Source organism: Nocardia sp. CA-151230 (genome assembly GCF_050942175.1).
Taxonomy (GTDB): domain Bacteria; phylum Actinomycetota; class Actinomycetes; order Mycobacteriales; family Mycobacteriaceae; genus Nocardia.
Genome location: NZ_CP192061.1, coordinates 3,137,707 through 3,163,904 on the forward strand (window position 1 = coordinate 3,137,707; position 26,198 = coordinate 3,163,904).

A 26,198-nucleotide genomic window follows, 5' to 3' on the forward strand; every position below is an offset into this window, starting at 1 on the left:
ACGCGGCGGTAGAATTAGCACATGGATTCGAAGGGGGAAACACTCGACACGTGCGGTATCGCCGAATTGGCGGCCGCTGTCGAAACCCTGTCGACTTCCGTTCTCCACGGCAATCTGAACCGGTTCTCCGACGGTGATGTCGTGGAATTGATGCAGCGCCTGGAAACCTGCAAACGGCAACTGTCCGCGTTGGATTCACGCCTGATCATCGAAGCGTGTAACCGTTCGCTGCCCGAGGGCAGTGGGGCCAAGGATGTGGTGCCGTTCCTGCGGCAGACGTTGGGATTGTCGAGGTATGACGCGTCGGTGCGGGTGAAGATCACCCGCCAGTGCGGGGAGTTCTTCGAACCCACCGGACACCTGCGCCCGGCCGCATTGGAGAAGACCGCTGAAGCCTTTGAAGCAGGCGACATCTCGCGTGATCATGTCCGCAACATCATCGACGTCATGAACCACCTGCCCACCGACATCCCCGCCGAGACGCGCGCCGAGGCCGAGGACATCCTGGTCGGCCACTCCCGTATCGGGTGGCCCGACGATCTGCCGAAGATCGGCCGCGACATCCTCGCGCGTGTCGACCCCGACGGCAAGGTCGTCTCCGACGCCGACCGTCGTCGTCGCCGTGGTCTGATCCTGGGTCGTCCCGGGGTGGACGGGATGTCGTGGATCGAGGGCTGGATCACTCCTGAGTTGCGGGCGTTGTTGGATGCGGTGTTCGCCAAGCTCGCACGCCCGGGCATGTGCAACATCGACGATGCCGACAGTGTTGCCGCCACGGTCAAGGTGGTCGATTCGACGGTGCTCGAGGCCGCGGCGCGTCGTGACCGTCGCGATGCCGGTCAGCGCACCCACGACGCCTTGTTCGCTCTGGTGCAGCCCGGCGTCGACCCGGCCAAGCTCGGCTCCCACCGGGGTCTGCCGGTGCAGGCGATCTTGACCATGTCCATCGCGGATCTCGAGCGTGGGGCCGGGGTCGCGACCACCGCCTCCGGCGGCCACGTGAGCATCAACGAAGCCCTCAAACTCGCCGAGGGCACCCGCCCGGTGTTGGCGGTCCTCGACGCGAACGGGTTGCCGCTGTACCTGGGTCGCTGCGAGCGCCTGGCCACTCCCGCCCAGCGGTTGGCGTTGATCGCCCGCGACAAGGGCTGCACCCGACCAGGATGCGACGCACCCGCGAGCATGTGCGCGGTGCACCACATCACCGACTGGGCCACAGGCGGACCCACCGACCTGACCAACCTGACCTTGGCGTGCGATCACTGCCACGCGCTCGTGAACGACAGTGCCGATGGATGGAAAACCGTTGTCATGGGCAAGGATTCCCCCTATCGGGGGCGGACGGGTTGGATTGCTCCGAAACGTCTTGACCCCACGGGCACCCCACACGTGAACGACAGACATCACGTGGGGCAGTGGGTCGCCGCTGCCGTCGATTTCAGTTGCCGAAGGTGGGGTTCACGGGCAGCCTGATCCCCGGCTGCTCGTGTGCTGCTGGTGTGCGCAGGGACGGGGAGGTGTGGTTGCGTCGCCTGCCCTACCGGACTTGAGCTGACGCCGAGTTCGGGAACCGTCTCCCGCCGATCCCGGCCCACGGACTGCACGCATCACCTTCTACAGACAACCCCACCCTACCCACCAATCACTGAACCACCCACGCCCACAGTGATATTGCCGCCACCGCGATCGGTACGGCCATCGCCACCGCGACCACCATCTGCCACCGCGATTCCGACCGCAATCACCACCACGTCCGCGACCGCCAGCGACGACCCCCGGCCACCGCTGGCTCACCGGCTATCTCCGAACCCCGAACTCCCGCACCGACATTCCTGCCACCGCCACCGCCACTGCGATCGATACCTGCGTGGCCATCTCGTTTACTGCTGAGACTGCCGCCCCGACCGCGACCGCGATCGGTGCCTGCGTCGGCCACCTCGGTCACCGCCGCCGCCCCGACCGCGACCGCATTCGGCACCGGGGAAGGCCGCCTCTGCGACAGCCCCCGCCATCTACCGCCTTGCAGGCGACCGGCTCCGGGGGATCGCGACCGAATCGGTCGACCGCATTTTCAGGGCCCAAGGTCTCGGAGTCCTGACAACTGGTCGGCGCTCGCGGCCGCAGCTCGGGCCCCTCAGGCCGGTGACCCAATCCCCGGCAGCACGGACCATCTCCAACCCGCCGACCCCCCGTCCTCACTCATTGCCTCGCGCCGGGAGGTCGATCCACGGCGTCACTACCGATCGGCAATGTCCCCCAGGGGCGCAAGCCATCACGTGGCGACCCCACCCCGTGATCTGAAGGAACACCTCCTGCAGCAACCCCACGTGCGGCTTCGAAGGTGAGGGGGCTGGTAGGTGAAGGCGCTGACGTGAGCCCGGCCCCGCTCCCTTCTCCAGGCAGCTTTTGTCCTTTAGTCTTTTGGTTCTTTGTCTGTTGGTCTTTTAGTTTTTGTCTCTTGCGTTTTCGTCATTCCGGATTACCTCATGCACGCGGGTGGTGCGGGCGGTCATGCGTCCGGACTTGAAGACGTAGTTCCGATCCGGGCGGTCGAGCAGGGCCCCTTCCACTCTCCGCGTGGACAGCACCACCAGATCGGCGGCCGCGCCGACGCGCAGCCCGTACCGCTCCGAGATGCCAATGGTGCGGGCCGCCTCGGTGGTCGCCATCGCCAGCACCCGGGTCAAGTCCTCGGGGCCGGAGAGGTGCGCGGTTTGGGCCAGGAAGAGTCCTATATCGAGCATGTCGGCGTTGCCGTACGGGGTGAAGGCATTGCGGATGTTGTTGGACGAGTACGCCGTTGTGATTCCTGCCTGCCAGAGCTCCCGGATCGGAGCGATCCCGCGGCGCACATTGGTGACATCCGATCGGCCACCGAGATGCACGTCGGTGGCGGGCAAGGGGACGACGGAGATTCCGCTCGCCGCCAATTGCTCCAGGGTGCGGGCACGGTCGGCACGGGAACGACCGGCCAGAGAGGTCATATGACCGAGGGCGACCCGCCCGTGCCGGCCGGTGCGCTCGGTGACCTCGGCGATGTAATCGGCCATGGCATAGCGGGGGTCGGTGGCGTCGTCGGCGAAGTCGGCGTGGATATCGAGCGGGACATCGAATTCGGCGGCCAGGTCGAAGATGAGATCGATGTGGCGGCGGCAGTCTTCGACGGTGCGTTCGTTGTAGGCGCAGCCGCCCAGGACATCCGCGCCCGCGTGCAGACTCTCGCGGAGGAGGTCGAGGGTGCCGGGAGCTTGGAGAATGCCCTCCTGCGGGAATGCCACGATTTGAATGTCCAGGCGGTCGCGATACTCCTCGCGCAGATCCAGCAGCGCGGTCACACCCCGCAGGCCCACGATCGGGTCGACATCGGGGTGCGCGCGAATGGCGGTGGTGCCATTGCCGATCGCCATGTCGAGGACACGGCGGGCGCGGTCGCGGATGGCGGCGACAGTGAAGCCGCGCTTGAGTTCGGCGGTCACGCTGATGGCCCCGGCCAGGGTGCCGTCCGGATTGGACTTCTCGGCGTCGAGGAGCGCCTTGTCCAGATGCACATGGGATTCGATCAGACCGGGAATGACGACTCGTCCGGCGCAGTCGATTTCCTCGGCGCCCCGGTCGGTGAGCGCCGGCCCGATCGCGGTGATGACGCCGCCGTCGATCGCGATGTCGACCAGCTCAGCGTCCTCGGCGATACGCGCGGCGCGCAACATCAGATCCACGGTGTGCGGCAACGGATCCGCCATGGTGACCTCCCGGACGAAGTGACTCCGTTTTGTATACGAGAGCCGTGTTTCGTCCCGGGGTGGCAATTGCTGCGCCGATGTTACGAAGTGTGCGACCTCGAAGTGCGCTGTCGCGCAGTGCTTTCGGTGCGCGGCAACGCGGTTTCTCCGGTGTGTTTCCGGAACCGGTAGGCATTGGCGGCGTGCGTGATGTGGGCGCTCACCACATCGGCCGCGCGGTCGGGGTCACCGGCCTCCAGCGCGGCACAGATCTCTTCGTGCTCGCTCCACGAATCGCTGGCGCGGCGCGGCAGTTCGACCGAGTACACCCAGGCGATCTTCCAGCTCAGCTGCATGATCAGCTGCGCGAGCAGGGTACTGCCCGACGCTTCGGCGAGCACTTCGTGGAAGCGGCTGTTGAGCCGGGCCAACTCGTCCAGGCGGCCCGCCCGCACCGCGTCCTGGCCCAACGCGGTGAGCTCCTTGAGGCGTCCGAGTTGTTCGGGCGTGCGCCGCGCCGCCGCCCGTGATGCGCAGAGCGGTTCCAGGCGGGCCCGGATCTCCAGCAGGTCGGCGGCCTCGTCCTCGGTGAGTTCCGCCACGAACACCCCGGCATAGGGCCGTGACGAGGCGAAACCCTCGGCTTCCAGGGTGCGCAGCGCTTCCCGGACGGGCACGCGGGAGACGCCGTAGCTCTCGGCGAGCGCATCCTCGGTGAGTCGTTGGCCGGGGGCGTACGCGCCGCGAATGATGTCGTCACGGATGGCGCGGCACAGCTGCTGCGGTGTCATGCGCCCGGCGGTGCTGGTCACTACGGCCTCATCTGACGATCGGTGGAACGGGGATTTGCATACGATCCATCGTGGCCTCGCCCGACGGGATCCCGCAAATCTACTGCACCGGCCAGATATTCGCGGGTCCGGCTGTGTCGCAGGGCTTTCGGGTCGCTGAGCAGGCAGTGTTTGTATACGATGCGGCCATTCCGTCCGGAAGGATTCCCGAGTTGCCGTTCTCTCTTCGATACAGGTGGTGCACTCCATGAACGATCTCCTGCTCCGCGGCGGCCGCCCCTGGACTCCCGGAGTCCCGCTCGCCGGCGCCGACGTTCTCGTCCGGGACGGCCGGATCACGGCGATCGCGCCCGATCTGAGCGCCGAGGGCGTCGACACCGTGGATCTGGCCGGGGCGCTGGTGCTTCCGGGTCTGGTCGAGTCGCACTGTCACCTCGACAAGACCATGTTCGGCGGTCCCTGGGTGCCCAATACCGGCGGGCCGACCCTGGCCGGGCGCATCGCCAACGGCGAGGGCCGCCGTGACGAGCTCGGACTGCCCAGCGCCGACTACGCGTCGAACCTGCTGGGGGCCATGGTGTCCGGCGGGACCGCGCACGTCCGCAGTCATATCGACATCGACCCGGAGGTGGGCCTGCGGGGCGTGGAGGCGGTCCGGGCTGCCGCGGCGCGGCACGCGGACCGGGTCGACGTGCAATTGGTCGCCTTCCCGCAGGGTGGTCTGCTGACCCGGCCGGGCACCGCCGAGCTGCTGGAAGCCGCGCTGGCCGAGGGTGTCGAGGTGATCGGCGGGCTGGATCCGGCCGGCTACGACGGGAATCCGACCGGCCAGCTCGATTTGATCTTCGGTCTCGCCGAGAAATATGGCGCGCACATCGATATCCACCTGCACGACCGGGGCGCGCTGGGCGCCTGGCAGTTCGACCTGATCGCGGCCCGGACCAGGGCCACGGGACTGGCAGGCCGGGTCACCATCAGCCACGCCTACGCGATGGGGGAGCTCGCCCCGGGTGAGCAGCGCCGGATCGCCGAGAACCTCGCCGATGCAGGGGTTTCCATGATCACCTGCGCGGTGGGTGACGCGCCGGTGGTGCCGGTGCGGGTGATGCACGAGGCGGGTGCGGGGCTGGCGCTGGGCAATGACGGCGTCCGGGACCTGTGGACGCCCTACGGCGACGGCGACATGCTGCGCCGGATCATGCAGGTGGCCTTCCGGGATCGGCTGGTGTCCGATGCCGATATCGAACTGGCGCTGGCGGCCGGAACCTATGGCGGCGCCGCGGTTCTCGGAATCGAGGACTACGGGTTGCGGGTGGGTGCGCCCGCCGACCTGTTCACCGTCGACGCCGAAACACCCGCTGCGGCTGTGGTTTCCGTTCCGACCCGAAAGCTGGTGGTCAAGCGCGGCCGGGTGGTCGCCCGGGATGGCCGGCTCAGCGCGGGCTGATCGTATACGAAACAAAGGTGTAATCGCGTGGACCGCGTCCGGCAATGATCCGCCGATAGAACTGTGGACATGCGCACCACCGCCTCAACCATCGTCAAAGGCCAAGGCCCGGACGGGAATACGGAGCCCGCCCAGGGCGGCAATGTATACACCGATCCGGCCTTGGCCTTTCAGCATGTCGGCCTGACCTTCGAGAACGGCACGCAGGCGCTCGACGGCATCGATATCGCCATCCGGCCGGGAGAGTTCGTCTCCCTGGTCGGCCCGTCCGGCTGTGGCAAGTCCACCCTGCTGCGCCTCGCCGCCCGATTCGAGCAGCCCACCGCCGGAACGGTTTCCGTCGCCACCGGCAAACTCGGCTACGTCTTCCAGGAGGCGACGCTGCTGCCGTGGCGCTCGGTGCTGCGCAATGTCGAGCTGCCCGCGGAGCTCGCCGGCGTGGACAAGGCCACCCGGCGGGCGGGCGCGCGCGAGGCGCTGGAACTGGTCGGGCTGTCCGGCTTCGAGAACCACAAGCCCGCACAGCTTTCCGGCGGCATGCGCATGCGGGCGTCGATCGCGCGGGCCCTGACGGGTGCGCCCGAACTGTTCCTGTTCGACGAACCGTTCGGGGCGCTCGACGAGATCACCCGGCAGCGCCTGAACGAGGAGGTGAGCGGGCTGTACCGGCGGTCGGGCTTCACCGGGGTGTTCGTGACGCACTCGGTGGCCGAGGCGGTGTTCATGTCGAGCCGGGTAGTCGTGCTGACCGGGCGCCCGGGCCGGGTGGCAGCGGATATCGCTGTCCCGCTGGACTTCCCGCGGTCACCGGAGTCGCGGTATGCCCCCGAGTTCGGTGCCGTCGCGGCGGAGGTGTCGGCGGCGTTGCACGACGCGGAGCGGGGAGCCACGCGTATCGAGGGGAGGGCCGCATGACCGCCGCCACCGCCGACAGCGGAATCGTCGTGCCCGAGACGGCCGAGAAGACCAAGACAACCAAGACAACCCGGACGACCGAGGTAACCGCGCGGCCGCCACGCGCGCCACGGAAACTCCGCTGGCCCTTCGCCATCGCCCCGGTGCGCGTGCTCGCCCCCGCGCTGGTGTTCGCACTGGTCATGACGGCCTGGACGATCGCGAGCCACGTCCTGATCCCGCAGGAATCCCGATTCCTGCTGCCGCCACCGGAATCGGTGGTGTCCAAGGGCCTGTTCGATGCCGCCACCCGCACCGAGATTCTCACCGCCCTCGCCTCGACCGTGCAGATCGCGCTGGTCGGTCTGCTGATCGCCATCGTGCTCGGGGTCGCGTTCGCGGTGATCATGAGCCAGGCGCGCTGGGCCGAGTATTCGCTCTACCCGTATGCCGTGATCCTGCAGACGATTCCGGTGCTGGCCGTGGTGCCGCTGTTCGGCTTCTGGTTCGGCTACGAATTCGGCAGCCGGGTCATCGTGTGTGTGATGGTGTCGCTGTTCCCGGTTATCACCAATACTCTCTTCGGCTTGAAGTCGGTACAGGCGTCCGAACACGACCTGTTCACGCTGCACGGCGCCAACCGGTGGCAGCGGCTGCTGAAACTGCAACTTCCGGCGGCGCTGCCCGCCATGATCTCGGGATTCAAGATCTCGGCGGGCATGGCCGTGATCGGTTCCATCGTCGCCGATTTCTTCTTCCGCCAGGGCAATCCGGGCATCGGCCGGATGATCGACGTCTACCGGCAGCGGCTGGCCACCGAGGAACTGCTGACCGCGCTGCTGCTGTCCTCACTGGTGGGCCTGATCCTGTTCTGGATCTTCGACTTCCTGGCCGGGCGTGTGGACCGCGCCCACGGCAAGCGCGCCGGCGAATAGCCGAACAGATTCTCTCGCAATCAGTTTCAACCCTCTAGGAATGCTCGTGAAGAAACGTGTCCTCGCCGCTGCCGCGATCACCGGCAGCGTCCTGCTCACCGCCGCCTGCGGTGGCGGCGCCTCCACCCCGAAACCCTCCGGGCAGGGTGTGCTGGCCGGAGTCTGTCCGTCCACCATCGTGATCCAGACGGACTGGTACGCCACACCCGAACGCGCGGCGGCCTATCAGCTGGTCGGCCCGAACGGCACCGTCGACCCCAAGAAGGGCGCGTACACCGGCCCGCTGGGCGACACCGGCGTCAATGTCGAAGTGCGACTGGGCGGTCCGTTCCTCGGTGGCCAACCCGTACCCGCGCAGATGTACCAGGACAACTCCATCACCCTCGGGCTGGTCCCGACCGACGAGCAGGTGCGAGCCAGGGCGAAATTCCCGCTGACCGGCGTCTTCGCCTCGCTCGCGAAGAACCCGCAGATCATCATGTGGGATCCCGCCACCTACACCGTCAACTCGTGGAAGGACGTGCCCGCGACCAACGCCCCGATCCTGTATTCCGAGGGCAAGGTCTACATGGACTACCTGATCGCCAACGGGTACGTGAAGAAGGAACAGGCCGACGCCTCCTACGACGGCACCCCCAGCCGCTTCGTCGCCGAGCACGGGCGGGTCATGCAGCAGGCCTACGTCTCCAACGAGCCGTACCGCTGGGAGCACGACGTCAAGGGCTGGCAGAAGCCCACCGGTCACCTGCTGGTCGCCGACGCCGGATACGAGAGCTACCCGCACGCCTGGTCGGTCCGCAGCGGCGAACTCGACAAACTGCGCCCCTGCCTGCAGAAGCTCGTCCCCATGCTGCAGCAGGCCCAGATCGACTACGTCACCAACTTCGACCCCACCAACCAGGCCCTGCTCCGCATCGCGCAGACGATCCCGGACGGCCCGCCCATCTCCGCCGCCGGCAATACCGACTCCGTCCGCGTCCAGCTGGAGAACAAGATCGTCGCCAACGGCCCCGGCAATACCCTCGGCAATTTCGACACCGACCGCGTCACCCGCGCCATTGCCCAGGTCACTCCGCTGCTGCGCGCCAAGGGCCAGCAGGTCCCCGACAACCTCACCGCCGCGGACCTGGTCACCAATGAATTCATCGACCCCGCAAAGGGTCTCAAGCAGCAGGGATAGGCGGGGCGGCTGCGGGGGCCGCCGGTTCCGGGGCGGCCGATTCCGGTGTGCCCCGGAAGAAGTCGGCGTAGACGCGGAATGCCATGGCCAGGTAGGCGAGGGTCTTGGGAATCATGAGCAGACCCAGCTGGGGGATGCGGCGAGCCCACAGGATGACGGGCAGGTAGCAGGCGAACGACGCGGCCATGGCGTCGGAGAGGAAGCGGAAGGTGCGGTCGCCGGTGCGGGTGGCTTCGCGGCGCATGAGGTACATCTCGCCGGCGCCCACGGCCAGCAGCGGGAGATTGCGGTCCACGCCGTACCCGGCGGGCGTCTCGTCCCTGTCCCAGTTGTTGAACGGCGTTGCCAGCAGGATCAATCGCACGAACGACAGCCCCAGCAGCGATGTGGTGAAACCGTCCCAGGAGCGCCGGAACCGCAACCGCCAGGCATCCAGTGAGAGCACATAGAACAGGGTGATCGTGATCGAGGTGGCCATCTCTCCCAGCCCGATCAGACTCGCCCGCTGTCCCCGCAGGCTCAGATATCCGCGGTCCTCGCCGCGTGCCATGGACACCGCGCGCAACGCCAGGTGTGCGGTGTCGCCGGTCGCCAGCAGGGTGAACGCCTCCTCGAATCGCGCCGCGGTTTCCCGCTGCTCCCGCGGAACCCGGTCGCGATTGCGCCGCATGGCGATCACCAGCCCCCAGATGATCGCCAGATAGGACATGTTGAAAGCCAACTCGAATCGTCTACGCATGACGATCAGTCTGTTGCGCGGGCTGCTCCGGAGGCAGGGCCCAAGGTCCTTACGCGGGGAACGTCCGATGGAGATTCTCCTCCGCCTTCAGGCTTCAGTGCCGGGATGCTTCGGACTTCTCGAGCTGGTGGACCACCAGCTCGAGAAAGGCGTCGACCTCCTCGCGGTGATAGGCGGGCGCGCCGTCGGGGGCGAGGTGGAAAGTGATGTCCCGGACATCCTTCGGAGTGAGACCGTTGGGGCCGTGATGGGCGAGCGTTGCCGCCAGACGGTCGAGGAACGCGCCCACTTCGTCGACCGGATAGCCGGGCAAACCATAAGGGGGAGCAGAGAATTGGATGCGCAGGACGTCGTCGTGGGTGAGGGTGTCGGGGGTGCGGCCGGCAGGGAGGCGTCCGCGGCCGCGGCGTAGGTATTCCAGCTCCGTGCAGACGTAGTCGAGGAAGTCGTCGACCTCGTCGATGTCATAGCCGCGATGTCCGGGTGGCGGACCGTCGAATTCGATGTGCCGGATGTCGGCGATGCTCAGATGGTCGCGGCCGAGCATGGTGTCGGCGACGCGTGCGCAGAAGGCGTCCACCTGGGCGGGGTGGTAGCCGTGGGGCCCGGACGGCGCGTGGCCGAACCGGGTGCGGCGGACGTCGTCTGGGGTCACGTGGGTCATTGTGCCAATGGCTTCATGTCCGAATTACCTCCGCCCCCAGCCGAATCCGGCCGCACCGGACAAACGGGTCCGTTTGTACAGAATGGTTCAGTGCTTGCGGACGCCGTCGATGAGCAGATGCCGGATGGCGTGGCTGAGATCGTCGACCGCCTGCACCTCGGGCGTCCGGATGCCGTGCAGGATGGCGGCCAGCAGCATGCCGGTCACCGCCCGCGCGGTGTTCACGGTGTCGAGATCCGCACGCAGATAACCGCGTTCGACCCCGTGCTCGAGGTACCCGGCGGTCAGCGTGTCGGCGGTGTCGAGCAAACCGTAGAGCCGCGCGGTCAATTCGGTGTCGATGCCGGTGGCCTGGAACAGCAGCAGCTGCGCCACCCGCCGGTCCTCGAGGAAGATGTGGTTCAGCGCGTCGCCGATGCGATCCACCTGCGCGCGGTACTCCTCGAGGCTGTCGGCGGCGTCGGGGGCATTGTCGGTCCCCAGCGAATCGATGATCCGCGCGGACAGATCGTCGATGACATGGTCGATGATGTCGCGCTTGTTCTCGAAGTACCGGTAGAACGTCCCGTGCCCGATACCCAGCTCGGTGGCGATGTCGGCGATGCCGGTGGCGTGGTAGCCCCGCTCGGCGAAACACGCGAACGCGGTGTCGATGATCTCCTGCCGGAGTTCGGCCTTGCGCCGTTCGATTCTCGAGGATGGCTTCGTCACGAGCCCGATGATACGGTTCTCACAAACGGAATGAGATGTCATTCTGTGACGTGTGCATCATTTATTTGTTCGAACACAGTTCTTGCAGGAGGTTCGGCGTGGCACCTCAGTACGACGCCATCGTGGTCGGCGCGGGATTCGGCGGTATGGGCGCGGGCATCGAGCTGGATCGGCTCGGCTTGAGCAATTTCGTCATCCTCGAGCGGGAGAACGATCTGGGCGGCACCTGGCACGTCAACCGCTACCCGGGCCTGGCCGTGGACATCGCCTCGGTCACCTACTCGTACTCCTTCGAGCCCAACCCGTACTGGTCGCGGCTGTTCGCCCCGGGTTCGGAGCTGAAGAAGTACGCCGAGCACGTCGCCGACAAGTACGACCTGCGCCGGCGCATGCGGTTCGACACCGTGGTCGGGGGTGCGCGCTGGGACGAGGAGCAGCAGCACTGGGTGGTCTCCATCGAGAACGGTGAATCGCTCACCGCGCGCTACCTGATGGCAGCCACCGGATTCCTGTCGCAGCCCTACACCCCGCCGTTCCCGGGCATCGACACCTTCGCGGGCAAGATCATCCACACCACCGCGTGGGACGACGAGGTCGATCTCACCGGAACCAGGTCCGCCATCATCGGCACCGGCGCGACCGCCGTGCAGCTGATCCCGGAGGTCGCCAGGAAGGCACAGGCGCTGACCGTCTTCCAGCGCACCCCGATCTGGGTCGTCCCCAAGGTCGACGCCCCGATTCCGCCCGCGGTGCAGAAGCTGTTCGCGCGAGTCCCGTTGACGCAGAAGGCCGCGCGCCTGGTCAACACCTCCATGCTGGAGGCGCTCATGGTGATCGGCGTACTGCACTTCAAGGAGGCCAAGCCGCTCAACAAGGCCGCGAGCATCCTGGCCAAGGCTCATCTGCGCACCCAGGTACGTGACAAGGAGACTCGCAAGAAGCTGACGCCGGACTACGACTTCGGCTGCAAGCGCCCCACCTTCTCCAATCTCTACTTCAAGACCTTCAACGAGCCGCATGTGCGGCTGGAGACCAACTCCATCGACCACATCGAGCCCGACGGCATCGTCACCGCCGACGGCCACAAGACCGAGATCGACACTCTCATCCTGGCCACCGGCTTCAACCTGTGGGACGTCAACTTCCCGGCCATCGAGATCATCGGCCGCGACGGCCGCGATCTCGGAAAGTTCTGGCGCGACAACCGCTTCCAGGCCTACGAGGGCATCACGGTGCCGAAGTTCCCCAACTTCGTCAGCCTCAACAGCCCCTACTCCTACAGCGGCCTGTCCTACTTCACCACCATCGAGGCGCAGATGAAGCACATGGCGCGCCTGTTCGGGGAGATGTTCCGCCGCGGCGAGCGGGTCTTCGAGGTCACCGAGCGCGCCAATGCCGAATTCCTGGATCGCGTCACCGAGAAACTGGATTCGTCGGTCTTCTACGGCGGCCAGTGCGCCACGGCCCGCAGCTACTACTTCAACCAGCACGGTGAGGCCGCGCTGCTGCGCCCGACAAGCACCCTGAACGCCCATCGCGAGGCGACCACCTTCCCGCTCGACGACTACACCTACGGGCAGCAGCCGGCCTGAGCGGGACTGCGCGGTCGGCAGGGTCGGCGGTCGACCGCGCAGCTGGGGGAACGGGATGAATCAGCCCTGCGCGAACGGGCGTGGACTCTAGAACAGGTCGCCGCGCATTCTCTCAGGGATTACTGGCAGACTGTGTGGGAAACGCACCCAACCGACCACTTACTAGGGGCTGACTTCGACGATGGACCTTCTGCTGCCGCTACTGCTGGTTGCCCTGCTCATCCCGATGTTCCTCGGTGTCCGCCGTCAGAAGCGGGAGATGTCGAAGGTCACCGAGATGCAGGACAGCCTGAAGGTCGGCGACCGGGTCGTCACCACGTCGGGGCTCTTCGGCACCGTGGTCGAGCTCGATGACACCACCGTCGATCTGGAGATCGCCGAGGAAATCGTCACCACCTGGCTGCGGCAATCGATCCGCGAGGTGCGCAGCGACGACGACGCCACCGAGGACACCACCGCCGAGACCACCGAAGTCGCGTCTTCGAACGGCGTCGCCGACGATCATGGCGCCGCCCCCGAAGCCGCCGACGACGCGCCGCGGCTGACCAAGGACTGACATACTCCGCGCCATCGGCCGCACCGGATTCCCGGCGGCCGGTGGCGCTGCGGTGTGTGCCCGCTCGTTCCACCTTCGAATCCGCCTAGGAGATAAGTACTGTGCCACCTTCTCAGGGAACGGCGCACCCGTTGCGCCTGCTCGGCATCTACGCCGCGCTGGTGGCTCTGATGTTCGGCCTGATCTTCTTCACCGGGGACAAGCACCACACCCCGAAGCTCGGCATCGATCTGCAGGGCGGTACGCGCGTCACCCTGACGCCCCGCACCCCGGATGGCGGTAAGCCGAGCCAGGACAGCCTGAAGCAGGCGCAGAACATTATCGAGCAGCGCGTGAACGGCCTGGGCGTGGCGGGCTCCGAGGTCGTCATCGAGGGCGACAATCTGGTGATCACCGTTCCTGGTGCCGATGGTGCACAGGCGAAATCGCTGGCGACCACCGCCAAGATGTACTTCCGCCCGGTGGTGCAGAGCGCCCCCGCGCAGGCGGGCAAGCAGGCCCAGCAGCCGCAGCAGACCCAGCCGCAGCAGCCGCCGAGCACGAGCGCGACGCCGACCGAAACCACCCCGGCCACCGCCGAGGCTCCGGCCCCCACGACGACCGGCGAGGCCCCGCAGAACCGGGTGTTCCCGGCGCAGGCCCCGACCACCCCGTCCGCGCCGCCGTCGACGCCCGCGCAGCCGGGCGGCCAGCAGCAGACCGCGCAGGAGATCGCGGCCGCCAAGGCGGCCCGCCAGAGCACCGACCAGAACGCCCAGCTGCAGGCCATGGCCACGCTGGACTGCTCCAAGCCGGATCCGTTGCAGGGCAACGACGATCCGAACCTGCCCCTGGTGACCTGTAGCACCGACGGCACCACCGTCTACCTGCTCGACAAGTCGGTGATGGACGGTACGGAGATCAAGGACGCCTCCGGCGTGCTGCAGCAGGCCCAGTGGGTGGTCAGCCTGCAGTTCAAGTCCAGCGGCACCGACCAGTGGGGCAACCTCACCAACAAGTACGTGGGCAAGCAGATCGCCTTCACCCTGGACTCCCGCGTGGTCTCCGCGCCGGTGATCAAGGAGGGCGGCCAGTTCAGCGGTAGCACCGCGATCTCGGGTCCGGGCATCAATGCCAAGACCTCCAAGGAGCTGGCGAACACCCTGAAGTACGGTTCGCTGCCGCTGTCGTTCGGCACCTCCGAGGCCGAGACGGTCTCGGCGACCCTGGGCATCTCGTCGCTGCACGCCGGTCTGATCGCCGGTGCCATCGGCCTGGTGGCGGTGCTGCTGTACTGCCTGCTCTACTACCGCATGCTCGGCTTCCTGGCCGGTTTCTCGCTGCTCGCGGCGGGTGTGGCGGTGTACGCGCTGATCGTCCTGCTGGGCCGCTGGATCGGCTTCACCCTGGACCTGGCCGGTATCGCGGGTCTGATCATCGGCATCGGTATGACGGCCGACTCGTTCGTCGTCTTCTTCGAACGCATCAAGGACCAGATGCGGGAGGGCCGCAGCTTCCGGTCCGCGGTCCCGCGAGGCTGGCAGCGCGCGCAGCGCACCAACCTGTCGGGCAAGACGGTCTCGCTCATCGCCTCCGCCGTGCTGTACGTGCTGGCCGCGGGCCAGGTGAAGGGCTTCGCCTTCACCCTCGGTGTCACCACCGTGCTCGACGTCATCGTCCTGTACCTGGTGACCTCGCCGCTGATGATGCTGGTCTCGCGCTCGCCGTTCTGGGCGAAGCCGTCGGTGAACGGCCTGGGCGCTATTACAGAGCTCGCACAGGAACGCAAGGCCACCGCCGGCGTCCTGGTGAAGGAGGCGTGATCATGGCCAAGTCCTCTCCCGTCGTCGTGGATTCCGATTCCGAGCTCGACTACGAGGCCGTACCGGCAGGCAAGCGGCACAGCCTGTTCGAGCGGCTCTACACCGGTACCGGTGGTTTCGAGATCGTCGGCAAGCGCAAGGTGTACTACGGCATCGCGGCGGCGCTGATCGCGATCGCGGTGGCCAGCATGGTGTTCAAGGGCTTCACCCTGGGCATCGACTTCGCGGGCGGCTCCCGGATCCAGCTGCCCGCCTCCGACAGCGTCACCACCTCGAAGGTGGAGGACGTCTACCGGTCCACGCTCGGCCACGACCCGGTGACCGTGCAGAAGGCGGGCTCGGGGTCCTCGGCGACCATCCAGATCCGTTCCGACACACTGAGTGTCGAGCAGGCCGACAAGCTGCAGACCGCGCTGTTCGACACCTTCCATCCGAAGGACTCCAACGGCCAGGCCAGCCGCAATGCCATCAGCATCGCCGAGATCAGTGGGACCTGGGGTGGCCAGGTCACCAAGAAGGCGCTGCTGGCGCTGGTGGTGTTCGTCGGATTGACCACGCTCTACATCGCGATTCGCTTCGAACGCGATATGGCGTTCGCGGCGGTCGGCTCGCTGTTCTTCAACCTGATCGTCACCGCGGGCATCTACTCTCTGGTCGGTTTCGAGGTGACGCCGGCGGCGGTCATCGGTCTGCTCACCATCCTGGGCTATGTGCTCTACGACAACGTGGTCGTCTTCGACAAGGTCGAGGAGAACACCCGCGGTGTCCTGCACCTGACCAAGCACACGTACGCGGAGAAGGCGAACCTGGCGGCCAACCAGACGCTGATGCGCTCGATCAACACCACCGTCATCGGCATCCTGCCGATCATCGGCATGCTGGTGGTCGCGGTGTGGCTGCTCGGTGTCGGCACCCTCAAGGACCTGGCGCTGGTGCAGCTGGTCGGCATGATCGTGGGTGGTTACTCGTCCATCTTCTTCGCGGTGCCGGTGCTGGTGACGCTCAAGGAGACCTGGGGTCCGGTGGCCGCGCACACCAAGAAGGTGCTCAACCGCCGCTCCGGTGGCGCAAAGGCGCGGGTGGGCGCGGCGGCCGCCGAGCGGGTCGGCGCCGCGGGCCGTGGCGCCGACGCCAATGGACTCGGACGCGACCACGCGCCGCGCAGTCAGAGTGCCGGGGCGCCGCGCCCCGGGGCCCGGCCGACTGGGAAACGACAGCAGCGACGGCACTGAGCGCAGGGGGTGCGACCGTGAAGCAAGACCACAGGGTTGTGCGCCGGACCGCCGTCGCGCTGGTGGCGGGTGCCCTCGCCGCCGGTGCGCTGGCCGGGTGCTCCAGCAAGAATCAGGTGCCCTCGATCGGGTACGGCGTGGACGCGGTCATCGCCAGCTACAACGGCGGCAGCACGCTGGGCGCGAACAGTGGTGCGGCCGCGGTGTTCTCGCGAGTGCTGACCGGGTTCTTCTATACCGGCCCGGACGGGCAGCCGGTGGCCGACACCGACACCGGCACCGCCAAGGAGGTCCCGGGCGAAGCGCAGACCATCCAGTACCGCCTCGCCCCGGAGGGCGTCTACTCCGATGGCGTGGCGACCTCCTGCGATGACCTGGTGCTGACCTGGGCGGCGCGCAGCGGACGATTCACCAAGGCGGGTCCGGGCGGGCCGGTGCCGCTGTTCGACGCCGCGGGCACCGACGGCTACCGCGATATCGAGCGGGTGGACTGCCAGCCCGGATCCAAGGACGCCACCGTGGTGTTCCGGCCGGGCAAGCACTATTCGGCGTGGAAGACGCTGTTCAATGCCACCGAGCTGATGCCCGCGCACGTCATCGCCGCGCAGGTGAAGATCCCGAGTGTGGTGACGCCGGTGCAGACCGGGGATCAACCCACCCTCGAGCGGATCGCCGACTTCTGGAACAACGGCTGGAAGCTCGCCCCGGGCAAGGTGGACCTGACGCTGCTGCCGTCCTCGGGGCCGTACCGGATCGACTCGTTCGGTGACAAGGACGGTCTGGTGCTGGTCAAGAACGAGAAGTGGTGGGGCAATCAGCCCCGGACGCCGCGGATCGTGGTGTGGGACCGGCACTCCGACCTGAAGTCGAAGGTGTCGGACAAGTCGATCGGCGTGCTCGATGTGGGCGCCGGGTCGCTGGGTGAGGTGAACCTGGGCGGGTTCCACAAGCAGAATCTGCCCGGCCGCGGGGTCGAGCAGCTGGTGCTGAGCACCGGCGGAGTATTCGGATCGGCGGACGCGCGCCGGGCCTTCGCGCTGTGCGTGCCGCGGCAGGCGCTGTTCGACAAGTTCGGGCACCCGGGCTACGACGTCAAGCTGGGGCTGGGTGCGAGCCTGCTGAATTCCCGGACGGTGCAACAGGATTCGCTGTACTACCCGGCGGTCTCGGGTGCGGGTGACAAGTACAAGGGTGGTGAGGCCACCGCCACCCAGGCCGCGGAGACCTCGGGTGTCCAGAACCAGACCGTGCGCATCGGCTACGTCAAGCCGGACGAGCGGCGCGCGGCCACGGTGACCGCCATCGCCGACGCCTGCAAGGCCGCGGGCATCACCGTGGTCGACGCGGGCGCACCGGATTTCGCCGCGTCGCAGCTCACCGACGGCAAGGTGGACGCCATCCTGGGCGGCACCGCCGGCATGCCGGGCCCGTCGGGTTCGCTGACCGGTACCGACGCCATCGCGTCGCTGCGCACCGGCGCGGGGCTGAATTTCGGCCGGTTCGGCAACGGCCGCTACGATGCCATCGCGGATCAGCTTGCGGCCGAGGACAACTCGGGCACCGTGCTGAATCTGATGACCGAGCAGGAGAACCTGCTCTGGAGCGAGATGCCGTCGGTTCCGCTGTTCGCCGCCCCCCGCACCATCGGGTTCGGCGACGGCATGGAGAACGGCATCGCCAGCCCCACCGAGGCGGGAGCGGGCTGGAACATGGATCGCTGGGTGCTGAAACGGTGAGAGCCGTGGTGGCGTGGTGAATGAGGAGTGGGTGCGGATGAGCAAGCACGAGATGCTGGAGACGGCCGAGGTGGCAGGGGAGCGGGCCGCCCGCGCGGAGGCCGCGGTGCAGCGGTTGACCCGCTGGCGTGACGACTTCCCGACGCCGGGAGTACGTTTCGCGGATCTGACCCCGGTGTTCGCCGACTCCGAGGGCTTCCGCGCGGTGCTGGACTGCTTCGCGGCCTGTGCCCCCGATGCCGACCTGGTGGCGGGCGTGGACGCGCGCGGCTTCCTGCTGGGCGCGGGCGTGGCCGCCACGCTGGGGACCGGCGTGATCGCGGTTCGCAAGGCGGGCAAGCTGCCGCCGCCGGTCATCTCGCGCGAGTACACCCTCGAATACGGTTCGGCCGCACTGGAGATCCCGGCCGACGGCATCGATCTGAAGGGCCGTAAGGTCCTGCTGCTCGACGACGTGCTCGCCACCGGCGGCACCCTCGCCGCGGCGGCCGAGCTGTTCGTCGCCGCCGGGGCCGAGGTGGTCGCGGCGGCGGTGGTGTTGGAGCTCAGCTTCCTCAAAGGCCGTGAGCGCCAGGGTGATTACCCGCTGACCTCCATCGTCAAGCTGTGACCGGTCACCTCCCCGCCCCGATGTCCTGACCGATCAGGCCTGCACGGCGGTGGGGAGGATCTCCCCGAGGGTCTGCCGGAACCGGATTCGGCCATCACGAAGACCGGATCGGATCGGGGTTGATCGGCCGGATTTGGTGGAATGACAGGCCGGTCCGGCGGTGGCGGCTATTCGCCCTGCTGGATTCATTTGCCCCGCGAAGGGATTCGGTCGCGGCAACAATGTACCGGTGAGTAACCCACCCGAGGATCAGGCCGCGTTCGCGGAATTCCTGGCGGCCCACCTGTCCGAGGCCGCACGGGAGATCCTGGCGGCGGTGGTGCGCAGCGTCCCGGATTACGAGCAACTGCCACGGGATCTGCTGGAGCGGGACGTGATCCATCGTGCCGAGGACAATCTGCGGCTGTTCGCGCGACTGCTGGGGGAGGGGCGTGAACCCCAGGCGGGCGATCTGGACGACATGATCGCGGTCGCGGCGCGGCGGGCGCGCGAGGGCATCCCCCTGGACGCGGTGCTGGCGGTGTATCACCAAGGGGCGCTGGCGGCCTGGAACTTTCTCACCGCGCAGGCGCGGACGGAACATGAGCGGGAGGAACTGCTGCGGGCCGTGCCGCAGTTGCTGCGGTACCTGGGCGTCGTCATTCCCGGTGTGGCAGGGTCCTATCTGCGTGAGCGGCAGGACCTGCACTGGGAGCAGCGGGAAGCCAAACGCGCTCTGGCACAGGCATTGTTGCAGGGCAAACCGGCCGAGCTGCCGGCCGACCGATTCGGGATCGTGCTCGGCGGCTACCACGTGCTGGCGCTGCGCACCGCCGGCGCGGTGGGCGATGTGCGGCCCGCCGCAGTGGGCGATGTGCGGCCCGCCGCAGGGGATGGCGCGCGGCCCGTCATGCGCGTGATCCACGGGGAGGTCGACGCGCTGTCACCGCTGGCGCTGACCGTGCTGGATCGGGCCGGGGGGTGGGTGCTGGTGCCGCTCAGCGAACCGGCCGCCCGGGTCGACGCCGCGGTCGCCCGGATCGCCGCCGCCGCGGGTGTCCGGGTGATAGCCGGGACAGCCACCGCCGCAACGGTTTCCGAGATTCCCGCGCGCGCCGAGGAGGCGGGGGAGATCGCCCGGCTCGCCCTCGGGCTGGGACGGCCGACCGGCGTGTACCGGATGGCCGACCTGGCCCTGCAGTACCAGTTCGCCCGCCCTGGCCCCGCCCGCGCCTGGCTGCTCGGCCTGCTCGCGCCCCTGGCCGAGCATCAGCACCTGATGGCGGCCCTGCGCGCGTATCTGGCCTGCGACCACAATCGCGTCGCGGCCGCCGAGTCGCTGGTCGTGCACCGGAACACCCTGAACTACCGCCTGAACCGCATCGCCGCCCTCACCGGATACGATCCCGGCCGCTCCGAGCACACACCCCTGTTCACCGCGGCTCTCACCGCGTTCGATCTGTGGGCCGCCGGCCTCTAGCGGGCAATGACCCGGGCGACGAAACCGGTGACCACCAGCCAGAAGACCGCGGCCAGGCCGTAATTCAGGATGATGTCGACGTTCGGGCTGCCGGTGTGGAACAGCCCCGGGAAGAACAATGCGAGAGGTTCGGCGAGCCCCTTGATGAAGACGAAGAACTTGTTGGCCTGATCCGCGTCGAGGATCAGCATCAGGATGTAGACGCCCTCGACGAGGGCGAACAACGCGCCGACGCCGCTGATGATGCGAGCGGCGTGGACTTCATTGCGGGCGACGTACGGCATATCAGGGGGATGCCCGCTGTATGCCTGTTGAAACAGACACACAGATCCGTGAAACCGCGTGTCCGCCATGGCATGATGTCCGGGTGATCACCGCGGCGGCCGGGAGCGTTCGGGCGTGAAGCCCAAAGTCCTCGTAGGTGGGGCGGTCGCCCTGGTGCTGGGTCTGCTGACCCTCGTCCTCATCATCATCCTGCCCGCCAGCGAGACCAGCTGCGGCCCGGGCACACCCAGCGTTCCGGTCGTCACTTCGGCCCGCACCGAACCCAACTGCCCCACCACCGGCTCGCCCGTCGAGGCCGGCCTGCAGGAGGGCGCGTTGCGCGTGCTGCGTTGCACGGTGGCCCACTTCGGCATGATGGATATGCGCGGCATCGTGAACGACGACTCCGTTCCGGATCTGAAGGCCGGGCGCTCGGTGGAATTCATCGTCGGCGCCGACGGCGGCAAGGGCGACGCCGTCGTCTCGTTCCTGCAGCAGAACGCCGCCGCCTTCCGGGTCGACTACCTGATCTGGAAGCAGCGCAGCTGGACTCCGGGCGCGGCCGCCGGCACCGAGTGGAGCCCGCTCGGCGACCGCGGCGACGTCGCCCGCAATCACCTGGACCGGGTCCAGGTCACCATCAAGGCCGCCGCTCCCACCTCCACCGAGCTCGCCCCGGCCAATGTCTCCATGGCGGCCGCGCCCGGCACGGTGAACGAGGCGGGCGGCCTCACCGGGGCCGGGCGGCACCAATATCCGCTCGCCGCAGGCGCATTCACCGTCAGCGATGTGTTCGGCGCGCGCGGCGGCACCCACCTGGGCGTCGACCTGGCGGCCCCCGCGGGCACGCCCATCTACGCCGCCGCCGACGGGCTGGTGGTCGCCGCGGGCGCGGCGTCCGGCTTCGGAGACTGGGTGGTCATCGACTCCCTCGACCAGAGTGGCCGCCGGTACTCCACCGTGTACGGGCACATGTACCAGAACGGCATCTTCGTGCACACCGGCGATATCGTGCAGATGGGCCAGCACATCGCCGACGTCGGCAGCAATGGCGAATCCTCCGGCCCGCACCTGCATTTCGAGCTGGTGCCGGGCGGGCGGCTGACCGGCGGGCACCAGGTCGACCCCATGCCGTGGCTGGCCGGCGGCACCATTCCCGCGCCCAGTACGCCCTACTGCGAGAACGGATTCGGCACGCCGGGCGGCAATCTCGCCTCCGGGAAGGTGCCGCCCGAACTCGAGATCTGGTACCGCCGCGCGGGCTCGCTGTGCCCGGAGATCGGCGCCTCGCTGCTGGCCGCCCAGGGCCAGGCCGAATCCGGGTTCCGCACCGACGCGGTGTCCCCGGACGGCGCACAGGGCATCGCCCAGTTCATGCCCGGCACCGCCAAGGCCCTCGCACCCGACGGACAGCCGTATGTCATCGACGCCGACGGCAAAGGCTATGCCAGCGTGCTGGATCCGGCCGACGCCATCATCGGGCAGGGGCGCTACATGTGCGCCATCGCCAAGACCATCGAGGGCTGGATGTCGGAGGGCAAGGTCTCCGGCGACCTGACCGCGCTCACCATCGCCGCCTACAACGCCGGTGAGGGCGCGGTGCTCGCTTCCGGCGGCATGCCCAACCAGATCTCCCGGCACTACACCGAGACCAGGCCGTACGTGGCGCGGATCCTGGCCGCCGAGCCCGGGTTCCGCAGCCTCGGCAGCGAGGGCCGGTTCCAGGCCGACCCGAACGCCGATCTGGGGGCGCAGATCGTGGCGGCGGGACAGCAATGGGTCGGCACCCCTTACGTTTTCGGCGGTGGCGGCCCGGGCGGGCCCAGCGACGGCGGGTTCGACCAGGCGGGTTTCACCGCGGCCGCGGTATTCGCCGCCAGCGGCAGCACCATCAGCCTGCCGCGCACGGCCGAACAGCAGTGGGAGCAGGGCGTCGAGGTCCAGCTGCTCAATGCCGAACCCGGTGATCTGGTGTTCGGGTCCTTCGGCCCGCGCGGGCCCTCGGACGTGGGCGTCTACACCGGCAGCGGCCGCATGCTGCACGCCGAATCCGGCGGCAAGGTGACCGAGGTACCGCTTTCGAACGGCATGAAGGCCCGCCGCATCAGCCGTTGAATCCGGGGTTGGCCGGAGTATCCGGGACATGTATTATCCCTATTCATGATGATGGGTGAAGGCGTCGAATGGGGACTGCACTGCTGCACCGTGCTGGCCTGGCTCGACGATCACGCACCGATCGCCACCGCCCGTCTGGCCGAGATCTTCGAACTGCCGCCCGAGTATCTGAAGAAGCGGCTGCAACCGCTGGTGCGCGAGGGAATCCTCGACTCCACGCCCGGCGCGCGCGGGGGTTACCGGTTGGCGCGCGCACCCGAGCGCATCACGCTGATGGACGTGGTGGCCGCGGTCGAGGGACGCACGGAAGCCTTCCGCTGCACCGAGATTCGCCGCCGCGGGGCCGGAGCCACCCGGGCGAGTACGGAATTCGCCAAACGCTGCGGCATCGCGGGGGCCATGAGGCGCGCCGAGCTGGCCTGGCGGCGCGAGTTGGCCGCGCAGACCGTGGCCGACCTGATGGCCGACGCCCCGGCCAATGCCTCGGCCCACACACGCAGCTTCTATGAACGTGTGACCGCCTGAGCGGTCGCGTCGTCCGCGAGAAACCGGCCCGGCCCCGCGCCGGGTTTTTTCGGAAGGAGATTCGGGATGGCAAATATCCCGGTTACTGCCCGGCCGTCGACGGCCGAGGCCATCGCCGCGCCGAACGGGTTGCGGCGCACCCTGATCCTGGCGCTGGGCACTTTCGCCGTCGGCACCGACTCGTTCATCCTGGCCGGGTTCCTGCCGGACCTGGCCGGATCGCTGCGGGTGTCCACGGCGAGCGCGGGCGCGGCGGTGACGGTGTTCTCGGCGGCCTATGCGCTGGGGTCGCCGGTGCTGGCCACCATGACCGCGCGGCTGCCGCGCCGCGCACTGCTGGTGTCGGCACTGCTGGTGCTCGCGCTGGCGAATCTGGGATCGGCACTGGCGCCGACGTTCTCGATCCTGCTGGCCGCCCGGATCGTGGCGGCGCTGGGAGCGGCGGCCTTCACGCCCAATGCGGGTGCGGTGGCCGCGGCGCTGGTGTCGCCGCAGGCGCGCGGGCGGGCGCTGGCGGTGGTCGTCGGCGGCCTGACCATCGCGACCGCGCTGGGTGTGCCGCTGGGTGATCTGCTGGGGCACTGGCTGGGCTGGCGGTCGGCGCTGACCGGGGTCGCGATCGTATGCCTGCTGGCAGCGGCCGGTGTCGCGACGTGGGTGCCCGCGCTGCCCGGCAATCCCGCGATCCCGCTGGCAAAACGGCTGGCGGTGCTGCGCAATCGGTCGGTCGCGGCCGTGCTGCCGCTGACGGTGCTGGGCATGGGGGCGGCGTATGTCGTGTACGCGTATGCCGTTCCGGCGTTGGGGGCCTTGGGGATCGGGGCCGCCACGACCGCGTGGATGCTGATGCTGTACGGCGTGGGCGCGGTGGCGGGCAACCTGTCGTCCGGTTACGCCACCGACCGCTTCGGCGCCACCCGGGTGCTGACCGCCGGATACGCGGTGATGGCAGCGACCCTGGCGATCATGGGTGTGCTGGCGGCGACGGATACCCATGTCCCCGCCCTGGTCGGGCTGCTGGCCCTGGGCTGGGGTGCGGCCAGCTGGTGCCAGACGCCGGCCCAGCAGCACCGGCTCATCGCGGCCGCGCCGCAGGAGTCCGGGCTGGTGGTGGCGTTGAACGCCTCCTGCATCTACGTCGGCATCGGCGCGGGGACCGCGCTCGGCGGCATCACCCTGGGGCACGGCGCGGAGGTCATGTACGGCCTGGCCGCACTGCTGGCCGTGATCGCGCTCGGCTACCTGCGGTGCGCCGCGCGAGCCGCGCGCTGACCGGCGGTGAGATCCGGCTCACGAAATACGTTCTTGCACGGGCTCGTTGATCTCGGTTACCGTAGTCGAGTTCTTTTCCCGTCCGATCGGAGACATGCCGTTGCTCTTCTGAGGTGATCGCCGAGTGGCCCGCAATCGCGCGCCGCATTCGCTCACTCTCGGGAGGTCCGCATGTCAATGCCCGTTATTTCCGTTTCCGATCTCACCTTCGCGTGGCCGGACGGCACCGGAGTCTTCGACGGTCTCGACGCCCAGCTCGGACCCGGTCACCTCGGCCTGGTCGGCAGCAATGGCGCGGGGAAATCCACCCTCTTCCGCCTGATCACCGGCGAACTGCGCCCCGCGCGCGGCTCGGTGAGCATTCCGGGGCACTTCGGGTACCTGCGTCAGGACCTCGGATTGGCCGCGGGGCAGCGGGTCGATGCGGTACTCGGGCTGGCCGGGATCCGGAAAGCCCTGCACCGCATCGAATCCGGATCCGGCACCGACGCCGACTTCGAAACCGTGGGCACCGCCTGGGATATCGAGGAACGCGCCGTGGCACTGCTCGGACGGCTCGGATTGCATTACGTCGCAGGGGATGTCGCGCAGCTGGACCGGCGGCTCGACACCCTCTCCGGCGGTGAGACCGTGCTGCTGGGCCTGGTCGCCGAGCTGCTGCGCGAACCGGACGTCCTGCTGCTGGACGAACCGACCAACAACCTCGATCAGGTGGCGCGGCAACGCCTCTACGAGGTCGTCGCCCAGTTCCCCGGCACCGTGCTCACCGTCAGTCACGACCGCGAACTGCTCGACCGCGTGGACGCCGTCGCCGAGCTGCGACAGGGCGAGATCCGGCTCTTCGGCGGCAATTTCAGCGAGTACGAGCGGACCATCGAGCTCGAGCAGGACGCCGCCCGCGCGGCGATCCGGGAGGCCCGCAGCGATGTCCGCAAGCAGGCGCGCGAACTCGTCGAGGCCCGCATCAAACTCGACCGGCGGCAGCGCTACGGGCAGAAGATGTGGGACCAGAAGCACGAACCCAAGATCGTCATGGGTGAGCGCAAACGCCAGGCCCAGGTCGCGGCGGGCAAGCTGCGCAACAACCACATCGGCAAGGTCGAGGAGGCCAAGGATCATCTGACCGACATGCAGGACCGGCTGCGCGACGACCGCGAGATCCGCGTCGACCTGCCGGACACCCGGCTCTACCCGGGCCAGGACGTGCTCGAACTGACCGAGGTGCGGCTCCCGTGCGGGCCGACGGTGACGCTGACAATCAGTGGCCCCGAACGCATCGCGCTCACCGGACGCAACGGCATCGGAAAAACCACACTGCTGCACCGCATCCGGGAGGAATCGCCCAGGGTGCCCTGGCGCATGCTGCCGCAGCGCCTGGACGTCTTCGACGAAGGCAAGTCGGTGTTCGAGAACGTGGCGGCCACCGCGCCGCACGCCTCGGCCGAACAGATCCGGGCCCAGCTGGCCCGGTTCCTGTTCCGCGGCACCGACGCCGATGTCGCGGCCGGCGCCCTCTCGGGCGGTGAGCGGTTGCGCGCGGCCCTGGCCATGCTGCTGCTGGCCGAACCCGCGCCCAAACTGCTGCTGCTCGACGAGCCGACCAACAACCTGGACCTGCCCAGCCTCGCCCACCTCACCGAGGCGCTGGCGAGCTTCCAGGGCGCGCTGCTGGTGGTCAGTCACGACCCGCGGTTCCTCGCCGAGATCGGGGTGACGCGGCGGCTGGAACTGACCCCGGACGGCCTGTTCGAGCGCGCGGGCGAACAATGAGCAGGGAGGCCCGGCCGACACCGGAACAATCCGGGTCCCATGCGGGCGCGAAACCGAGCCCCGACCGGGTATCGTTCATCGCTCCGGAGCTGTTCGGACCGGCGGTGATCGCTGTCCCGGTCGGGATCCGATTCCAGGACTAAAGTGGATGATCTGGGTGGTTGAACGGTCCGATAGGGTTTCCG

General features: G+C 68.2%; 22 protein-coding genes. 16 read left to right on the forward strand and 6 right to left on the reverse strand.

The window, feature by feature from the left end:
* Positions 1–21 precede the first annotated feature (21 nt).
* Entirely contained in the window at positions 22–1,473 is a 1,452-nt protein-coding gene (locus tag ACQP1O_RS14410) for a DUF222 domain-containing protein (RefSeq protein ID WP_433566298.1), read from the forward strand.
* A 971-nt stretch (positions 1,474–2,444) separates the two neighbouring features.
* Here the strand turns inward: ACQP1O_RS14410 and ACQP1O_RS14415 are convergent.
* Complete coding sequence (locus ACQP1O_RS14415) at positions 2,445–3,740, reverse strand: amidohydrolase family protein (protein WP_433566299.1); 1,296 nt, start codon at positions 3,738–3,740, stop codon at positions 2,445–2,447.
* Positions 3,741–3,820: 80 nt separating this feature from the next.
* Positions 3,821–4,531 carry a GntR family transcriptional regulator gene (locus ACQP1O_RS14420; RefSeq protein ID WP_433566300.1) on the reverse strand — a complete coding sequence of 237 codons (711 nt, stop codon included), beginning with the start codon at positions 4,529–4,531 and terminating at the stop codon, positions 3,821–3,823.
* 226 nt (positions 4,532–4,757) lie between these two features.
* On the opposite strand from ACQP1O_RS14420, the gene ACQP1O_RS14425 reads away from it, so the two are divergent.
* The 4 genes from ACQP1O_RS14425 (at position 4,758) to ACQP1O_RS14440 (ending at position 8,966) form a co-directional block, all read left to right on the forward strand.
* Positions 4,758–5,957 (forward strand): amidohydrolase, encoded by a 1,200-nt coding sequence (locus ACQP1O_RS14425; RefSeq protein ID WP_433566301.1) that lies wholly within the window; start codon positions 4,758–4,760, stop codon positions 5,955–5,957.
* A gap of 69 nt (positions 5,958–6,026) precedes the next feature.
* A complete protein-coding gene (locus tag ACQP1O_RS14430; protein WP_433566302.1) occupies positions 6,027–6,872 on the forward strand; it encodes an ABC transporter ATP-binding protein in 846 nt (281 codons plus the stop codon).
* Complete coding sequence (locus tag ACQP1O_RS14435) at positions 6,869–7,786, forward strand: ABC transporter permease (RefSeq protein WP_433566303.1); 918 nt, start codon at positions 6,869–6,871, stop codon at positions 7,784–7,786. The genes ACQP1O_RS14430 and ACQP1O_RS14435 overlap by 4 nt, the downstream gene beginning before the upstream one ends.
* Before the next feature lie 46 nt (positions 7,787–7,832).
* Complete coding sequence (locus tag ACQP1O_RS14440) at positions 7,833–8,966, forward strand: ABC transporter substrate-binding protein (protein ID WP_433566304.1); 1,134 nt, start codon at positions 7,833–7,835, stop codon at positions 8,964–8,966.
* Here ACQP1O_RS14440 and ACQP1O_RS14445 read toward each other — a convergent pair.
* The 3 genes from ACQP1O_RS14445 to ACQP1O_RS14455 all read right to left on the reverse strand — a co-directional run bounded on the left by ACQP1O_RS14445 (position 8,950) and on the right by ACQP1O_RS14455 (position 11,122).
* Positions 8,950–9,705: a hypothetical protein gene (locus tag ACQP1O_RS14445; protein WP_433566305.1), complete on the reverse strand. Its 756-nt coding sequence runs from the start codon at positions 9,703–9,705 to the stop codon at positions 8,950–8,952. The genes ACQP1O_RS14440 and ACQP1O_RS14445 overlap by 17 nt on opposite strands.
* Positions 9,706–9,799: 94 nt before the next feature.
* On the reverse strand, positions 9,800–10,369 hold the full coding sequence (locus ACQP1O_RS14450; RefSeq protein WP_433566306.1) for a DivIVA domain-containing protein: 570 nt from the start codon (positions 10,367–10,369) through the stop codon (positions 9,800–9,802).
* 87 nt (positions 10,370–10,456) lie between these two features.
* The gene (locus tag ACQP1O_RS14455) at positions 10,457–11,122 is read right to left on the reverse strand and encodes a TetR/AcrR family transcriptional regulator (RefSeq protein WP_433566307.1); all 666 of its coding nucleotides are present in this window, start codon (positions 11,120–11,122) and stop codon (positions 10,457–10,459) included.
* Positions 11,123–11,178: 56 nt separating this feature from the next.
* On the opposite strand from ACQP1O_RS14455, the gene ACQP1O_RS14460 reads away from it, so the two are divergent.
* The 7 genes from ACQP1O_RS14460 (at position 11,179) to ACQP1O_RS14490 (ending at position 20,067) form a co-directional block, all read left to right on the forward strand.
* The gene (locus ACQP1O_RS14460) at positions 11,179–12,672 is read left to right on the forward strand and encodes a flavin-containing monooxygenase (RefSeq protein ID WP_433566308.1); all 1,494 of its coding nucleotides are present in this window, start codon (positions 11,179–11,181) and stop codon (positions 12,670–12,672) included.
* 181 nt (positions 12,673–12,853) lie between these two features.
* Complete coding sequence (gene yajC / locus ACQP1O_RS14465) at positions 12,854–13,228, forward strand: preprotein translocase subunit YajC (protein ID WP_433566309.1); 375 nt, start codon at positions 12,854–12,856, stop codon at positions 13,226–13,228.
* Between the two features lie 101 nt (positions 13,229–13,329).
* Positions 13,330–15,030, forward strand: a complete 1,701-nt coding sequence (gene secD / locus ACQP1O_RS14470; RefSeq protein WP_433566310.1) for a protein translocase subunit SecD — start codon at positions 13,330–13,332, stop codon at positions 15,028–15,030.
* A gap of 2 nt (positions 15,031–15,032) precedes the next feature.
* Entirely contained in the window at positions 15,033–16,262 is a 1,230-nt protein-coding gene (gene secF, locus ACQP1O_RS14475; RefSeq protein WP_433566311.1) for a protein translocase subunit SecF, read from the forward strand.
* A 17-nt stretch (positions 16,263–16,279) separates the two neighbouring features.
* A complete protein-coding gene (locus ACQP1O_RS14480; RefSeq protein WP_433566312.1) occupies positions 16,280–17,998 on the forward strand; it encodes an ABC transporter substrate-binding protein in 1,719 nt (572 codons plus the stop codon).
* A gap of 37 nt (positions 17,999–18,035) precedes the next feature.
* Positions 18,036–18,608 (forward strand): adenine phosphoribosyltransferase, encoded by a 573-nt coding sequence (locus ACQP1O_RS14485; protein ID WP_433566313.1) that lies wholly within the window; start codon positions 18,036–18,038, stop codon positions 18,606–18,608.
* 229 nt (positions 18,609–18,837) lie between these two features.
* Positions 18,838–20,067, forward strand: coding sequence for a PucR family transcriptional regulator (locus ACQP1O_RS14490; protein WP_433566314.1), 1,230 nt, complete (start codon positions 18,838–18,840; stop codon positions 20,065–20,067).
* Here ACQP1O_RS14490 and ACQP1O_RS14495 read toward each other — a convergent pair.
* Positions 20,064–20,351 carry a hypothetical protein gene (locus tag ACQP1O_RS14495; RefSeq protein WP_433566315.1) on the reverse strand — a complete coding sequence of 96 codons (288 nt, stop codon included), beginning with the start codon at positions 20,349–20,351 and terminating at the stop codon, positions 20,064–20,066. The two genes, ACQP1O_RS14490 and ACQP1O_RS14495, sit on opposite strands and share 4 nt — an antisense overlap.
* Positions 20,352–20,466: 115 nt before the next feature.
* Between ACQP1O_RS14495 and ACQP1O_RS14500 the strand changes: the two genes are divergently transcribed.
* From ACQP1O_RS14500 to ACQP1O_RS14515, 4 genes are all read left to right on the forward strand, one after another.
* Positions 20,467–22,446: a peptidoglycan DD-metalloendopeptidase family protein gene (locus tag ACQP1O_RS14500; protein WP_433566316.1), complete on the forward strand. Its 1,980-nt coding sequence runs from the start codon at positions 20,467–20,469 to the stop codon at positions 22,444–22,446.
* 45 nt (positions 22,447–22,491) lie between these two features.
* Positions 22,492–22,971, forward strand: coding sequence for an RrF2 family transcriptional regulator (locus ACQP1O_RS14505; RefSeq protein WP_433566317.1), 480 nt, complete (start codon positions 22,492–22,494; stop codon positions 22,969–22,971).
* Between the two features lie 66 nt (positions 22,972–23,037).
* Entirely contained in the window at positions 23,038–24,243 is a 1,206-nt protein-coding gene (locus ACQP1O_RS14510) for an MFS transporter (protein ID WP_433566318.1), read from the forward strand.
* Positions 24,244–24,414: 171 nt separating this feature from the next.
* Positions 24,415–26,013 carry an ABC-F family ATP-binding cassette domain-containing protein gene (locus tag ACQP1O_RS14515; RefSeq protein WP_433566319.1) on the forward strand — a complete coding sequence of 533 codons (1,599 nt, stop codon included), beginning with the start codon at positions 24,415–24,417 and terminating at the stop codon, positions 26,011–26,013.
* The last annotated feature ends 185 nt before the right edge of the window (positions 26,014–26,198 follow it).

Bases quoted from the DNA above. Each gene is read 5' to 3' on its own strand.
- ACQP1O_RS14445 (WP_433566305.1), bottom strand. From the start codon at position 9,705: ATGCGTAGACGATTCGAGTTGGCTTTCAACATGTCCTATCTGGCGATC.
- ACQP1O_RS14495 (WP_433566315.1), bottom strand. From the start codon at position 20,351: ATGCCGTACGTCGCCCGCAATGAAGTCCACGCCGCTCGCATCATCAGC.
- ACQP1O_RS14515 (WP_433566319.1), top strand. From the start codon at position 24,415: ATGTCAATGCCCGTTATTTCCGTTTCCGATCTCACCTTCGCGTGGCCG.
- ACQP1O_RS14425 (WP_433566301.1), top strand. From the start codon at position 4,758: ATGAACGATCTCCTGCTCCGCGGCGGCCGCCCCTGGACTCCCGGAGTC.
- ACQP1O_RS14435 (WP_433566303.1), top strand. From the start codon at position 6,869: ATGACCGCCGCCACCGCCGACAGCGGAATCGTCGTGCCCGAGACGGCC.
- ACQP1O_RS14450 (WP_433566306.1), bottom strand. From the start codon at position 10,369: ATGACCCACGTGACCCCAGACGACGTCCGCCGCACCCGGTTCGGCCAC.
- ACQP1O_RS14410 (WP_433566298.1), top strand. From the start codon at position 22: ATGGATTCGAAGGGGGAAACACTCGACACGTGCGGTATCGCCGAATTG.
- ACQP1O_RS14510 (WP_433566318.1), top strand. From the start codon at position 23,038: ATGGCAAATATCCCGGTTACTGCCCGGCCGTCGACGGCCGAGGCCATC.
- ACQP1O_RS14455 (WP_433566307.1), bottom strand. From the start codon at position 11,122: ATGACATCTCATTCCGTTTGTGAGAACCGTATCATCGGGCTCGTGACG.
- ACQP1O_RS14505 (WP_433566317.1), top strand. From the start codon at position 22,492: ATGATGATGGGTGAAGGCGTCGAATGGGGACTGCACTGCTGCACCGTG.
- yajC (WP_433566309.1), top strand. From the start codon at position 12,854: ATGGACCTTCTGCTGCCGCTACTGCTGGTTGCCCTGCTCATCCCGATG.
- ACQP1O_RS14485 (WP_433566313.1), top strand. From the start codon at position 18,036: ATGAGCAAGCACGAGATGCTGGAGACGGCCGAGGTGGCAGGGGAGCGG.
- ACQP1O_RS14415 (WP_433566299.1), bottom strand. From the start codon at position 3,740: ATGGCGGATCCGTTGCCGCACACCGTGGATCTGATGTTGCGCGCCGCG.
- secF (WP_433566311.1), top strand. From the start codon at position 15,033: ATGGCCAAGTCCTCTCCCGTCGTCGTGGATTCCGATTCCGAGCTCGAC.
- ACQP1O_RS14430 (WP_433566302.1), top strand. From the start codon at position 6,027: ATGCGCACCACCGCCTCAACCATCGTCAAAGGCCAAGGCCCGGACGGG.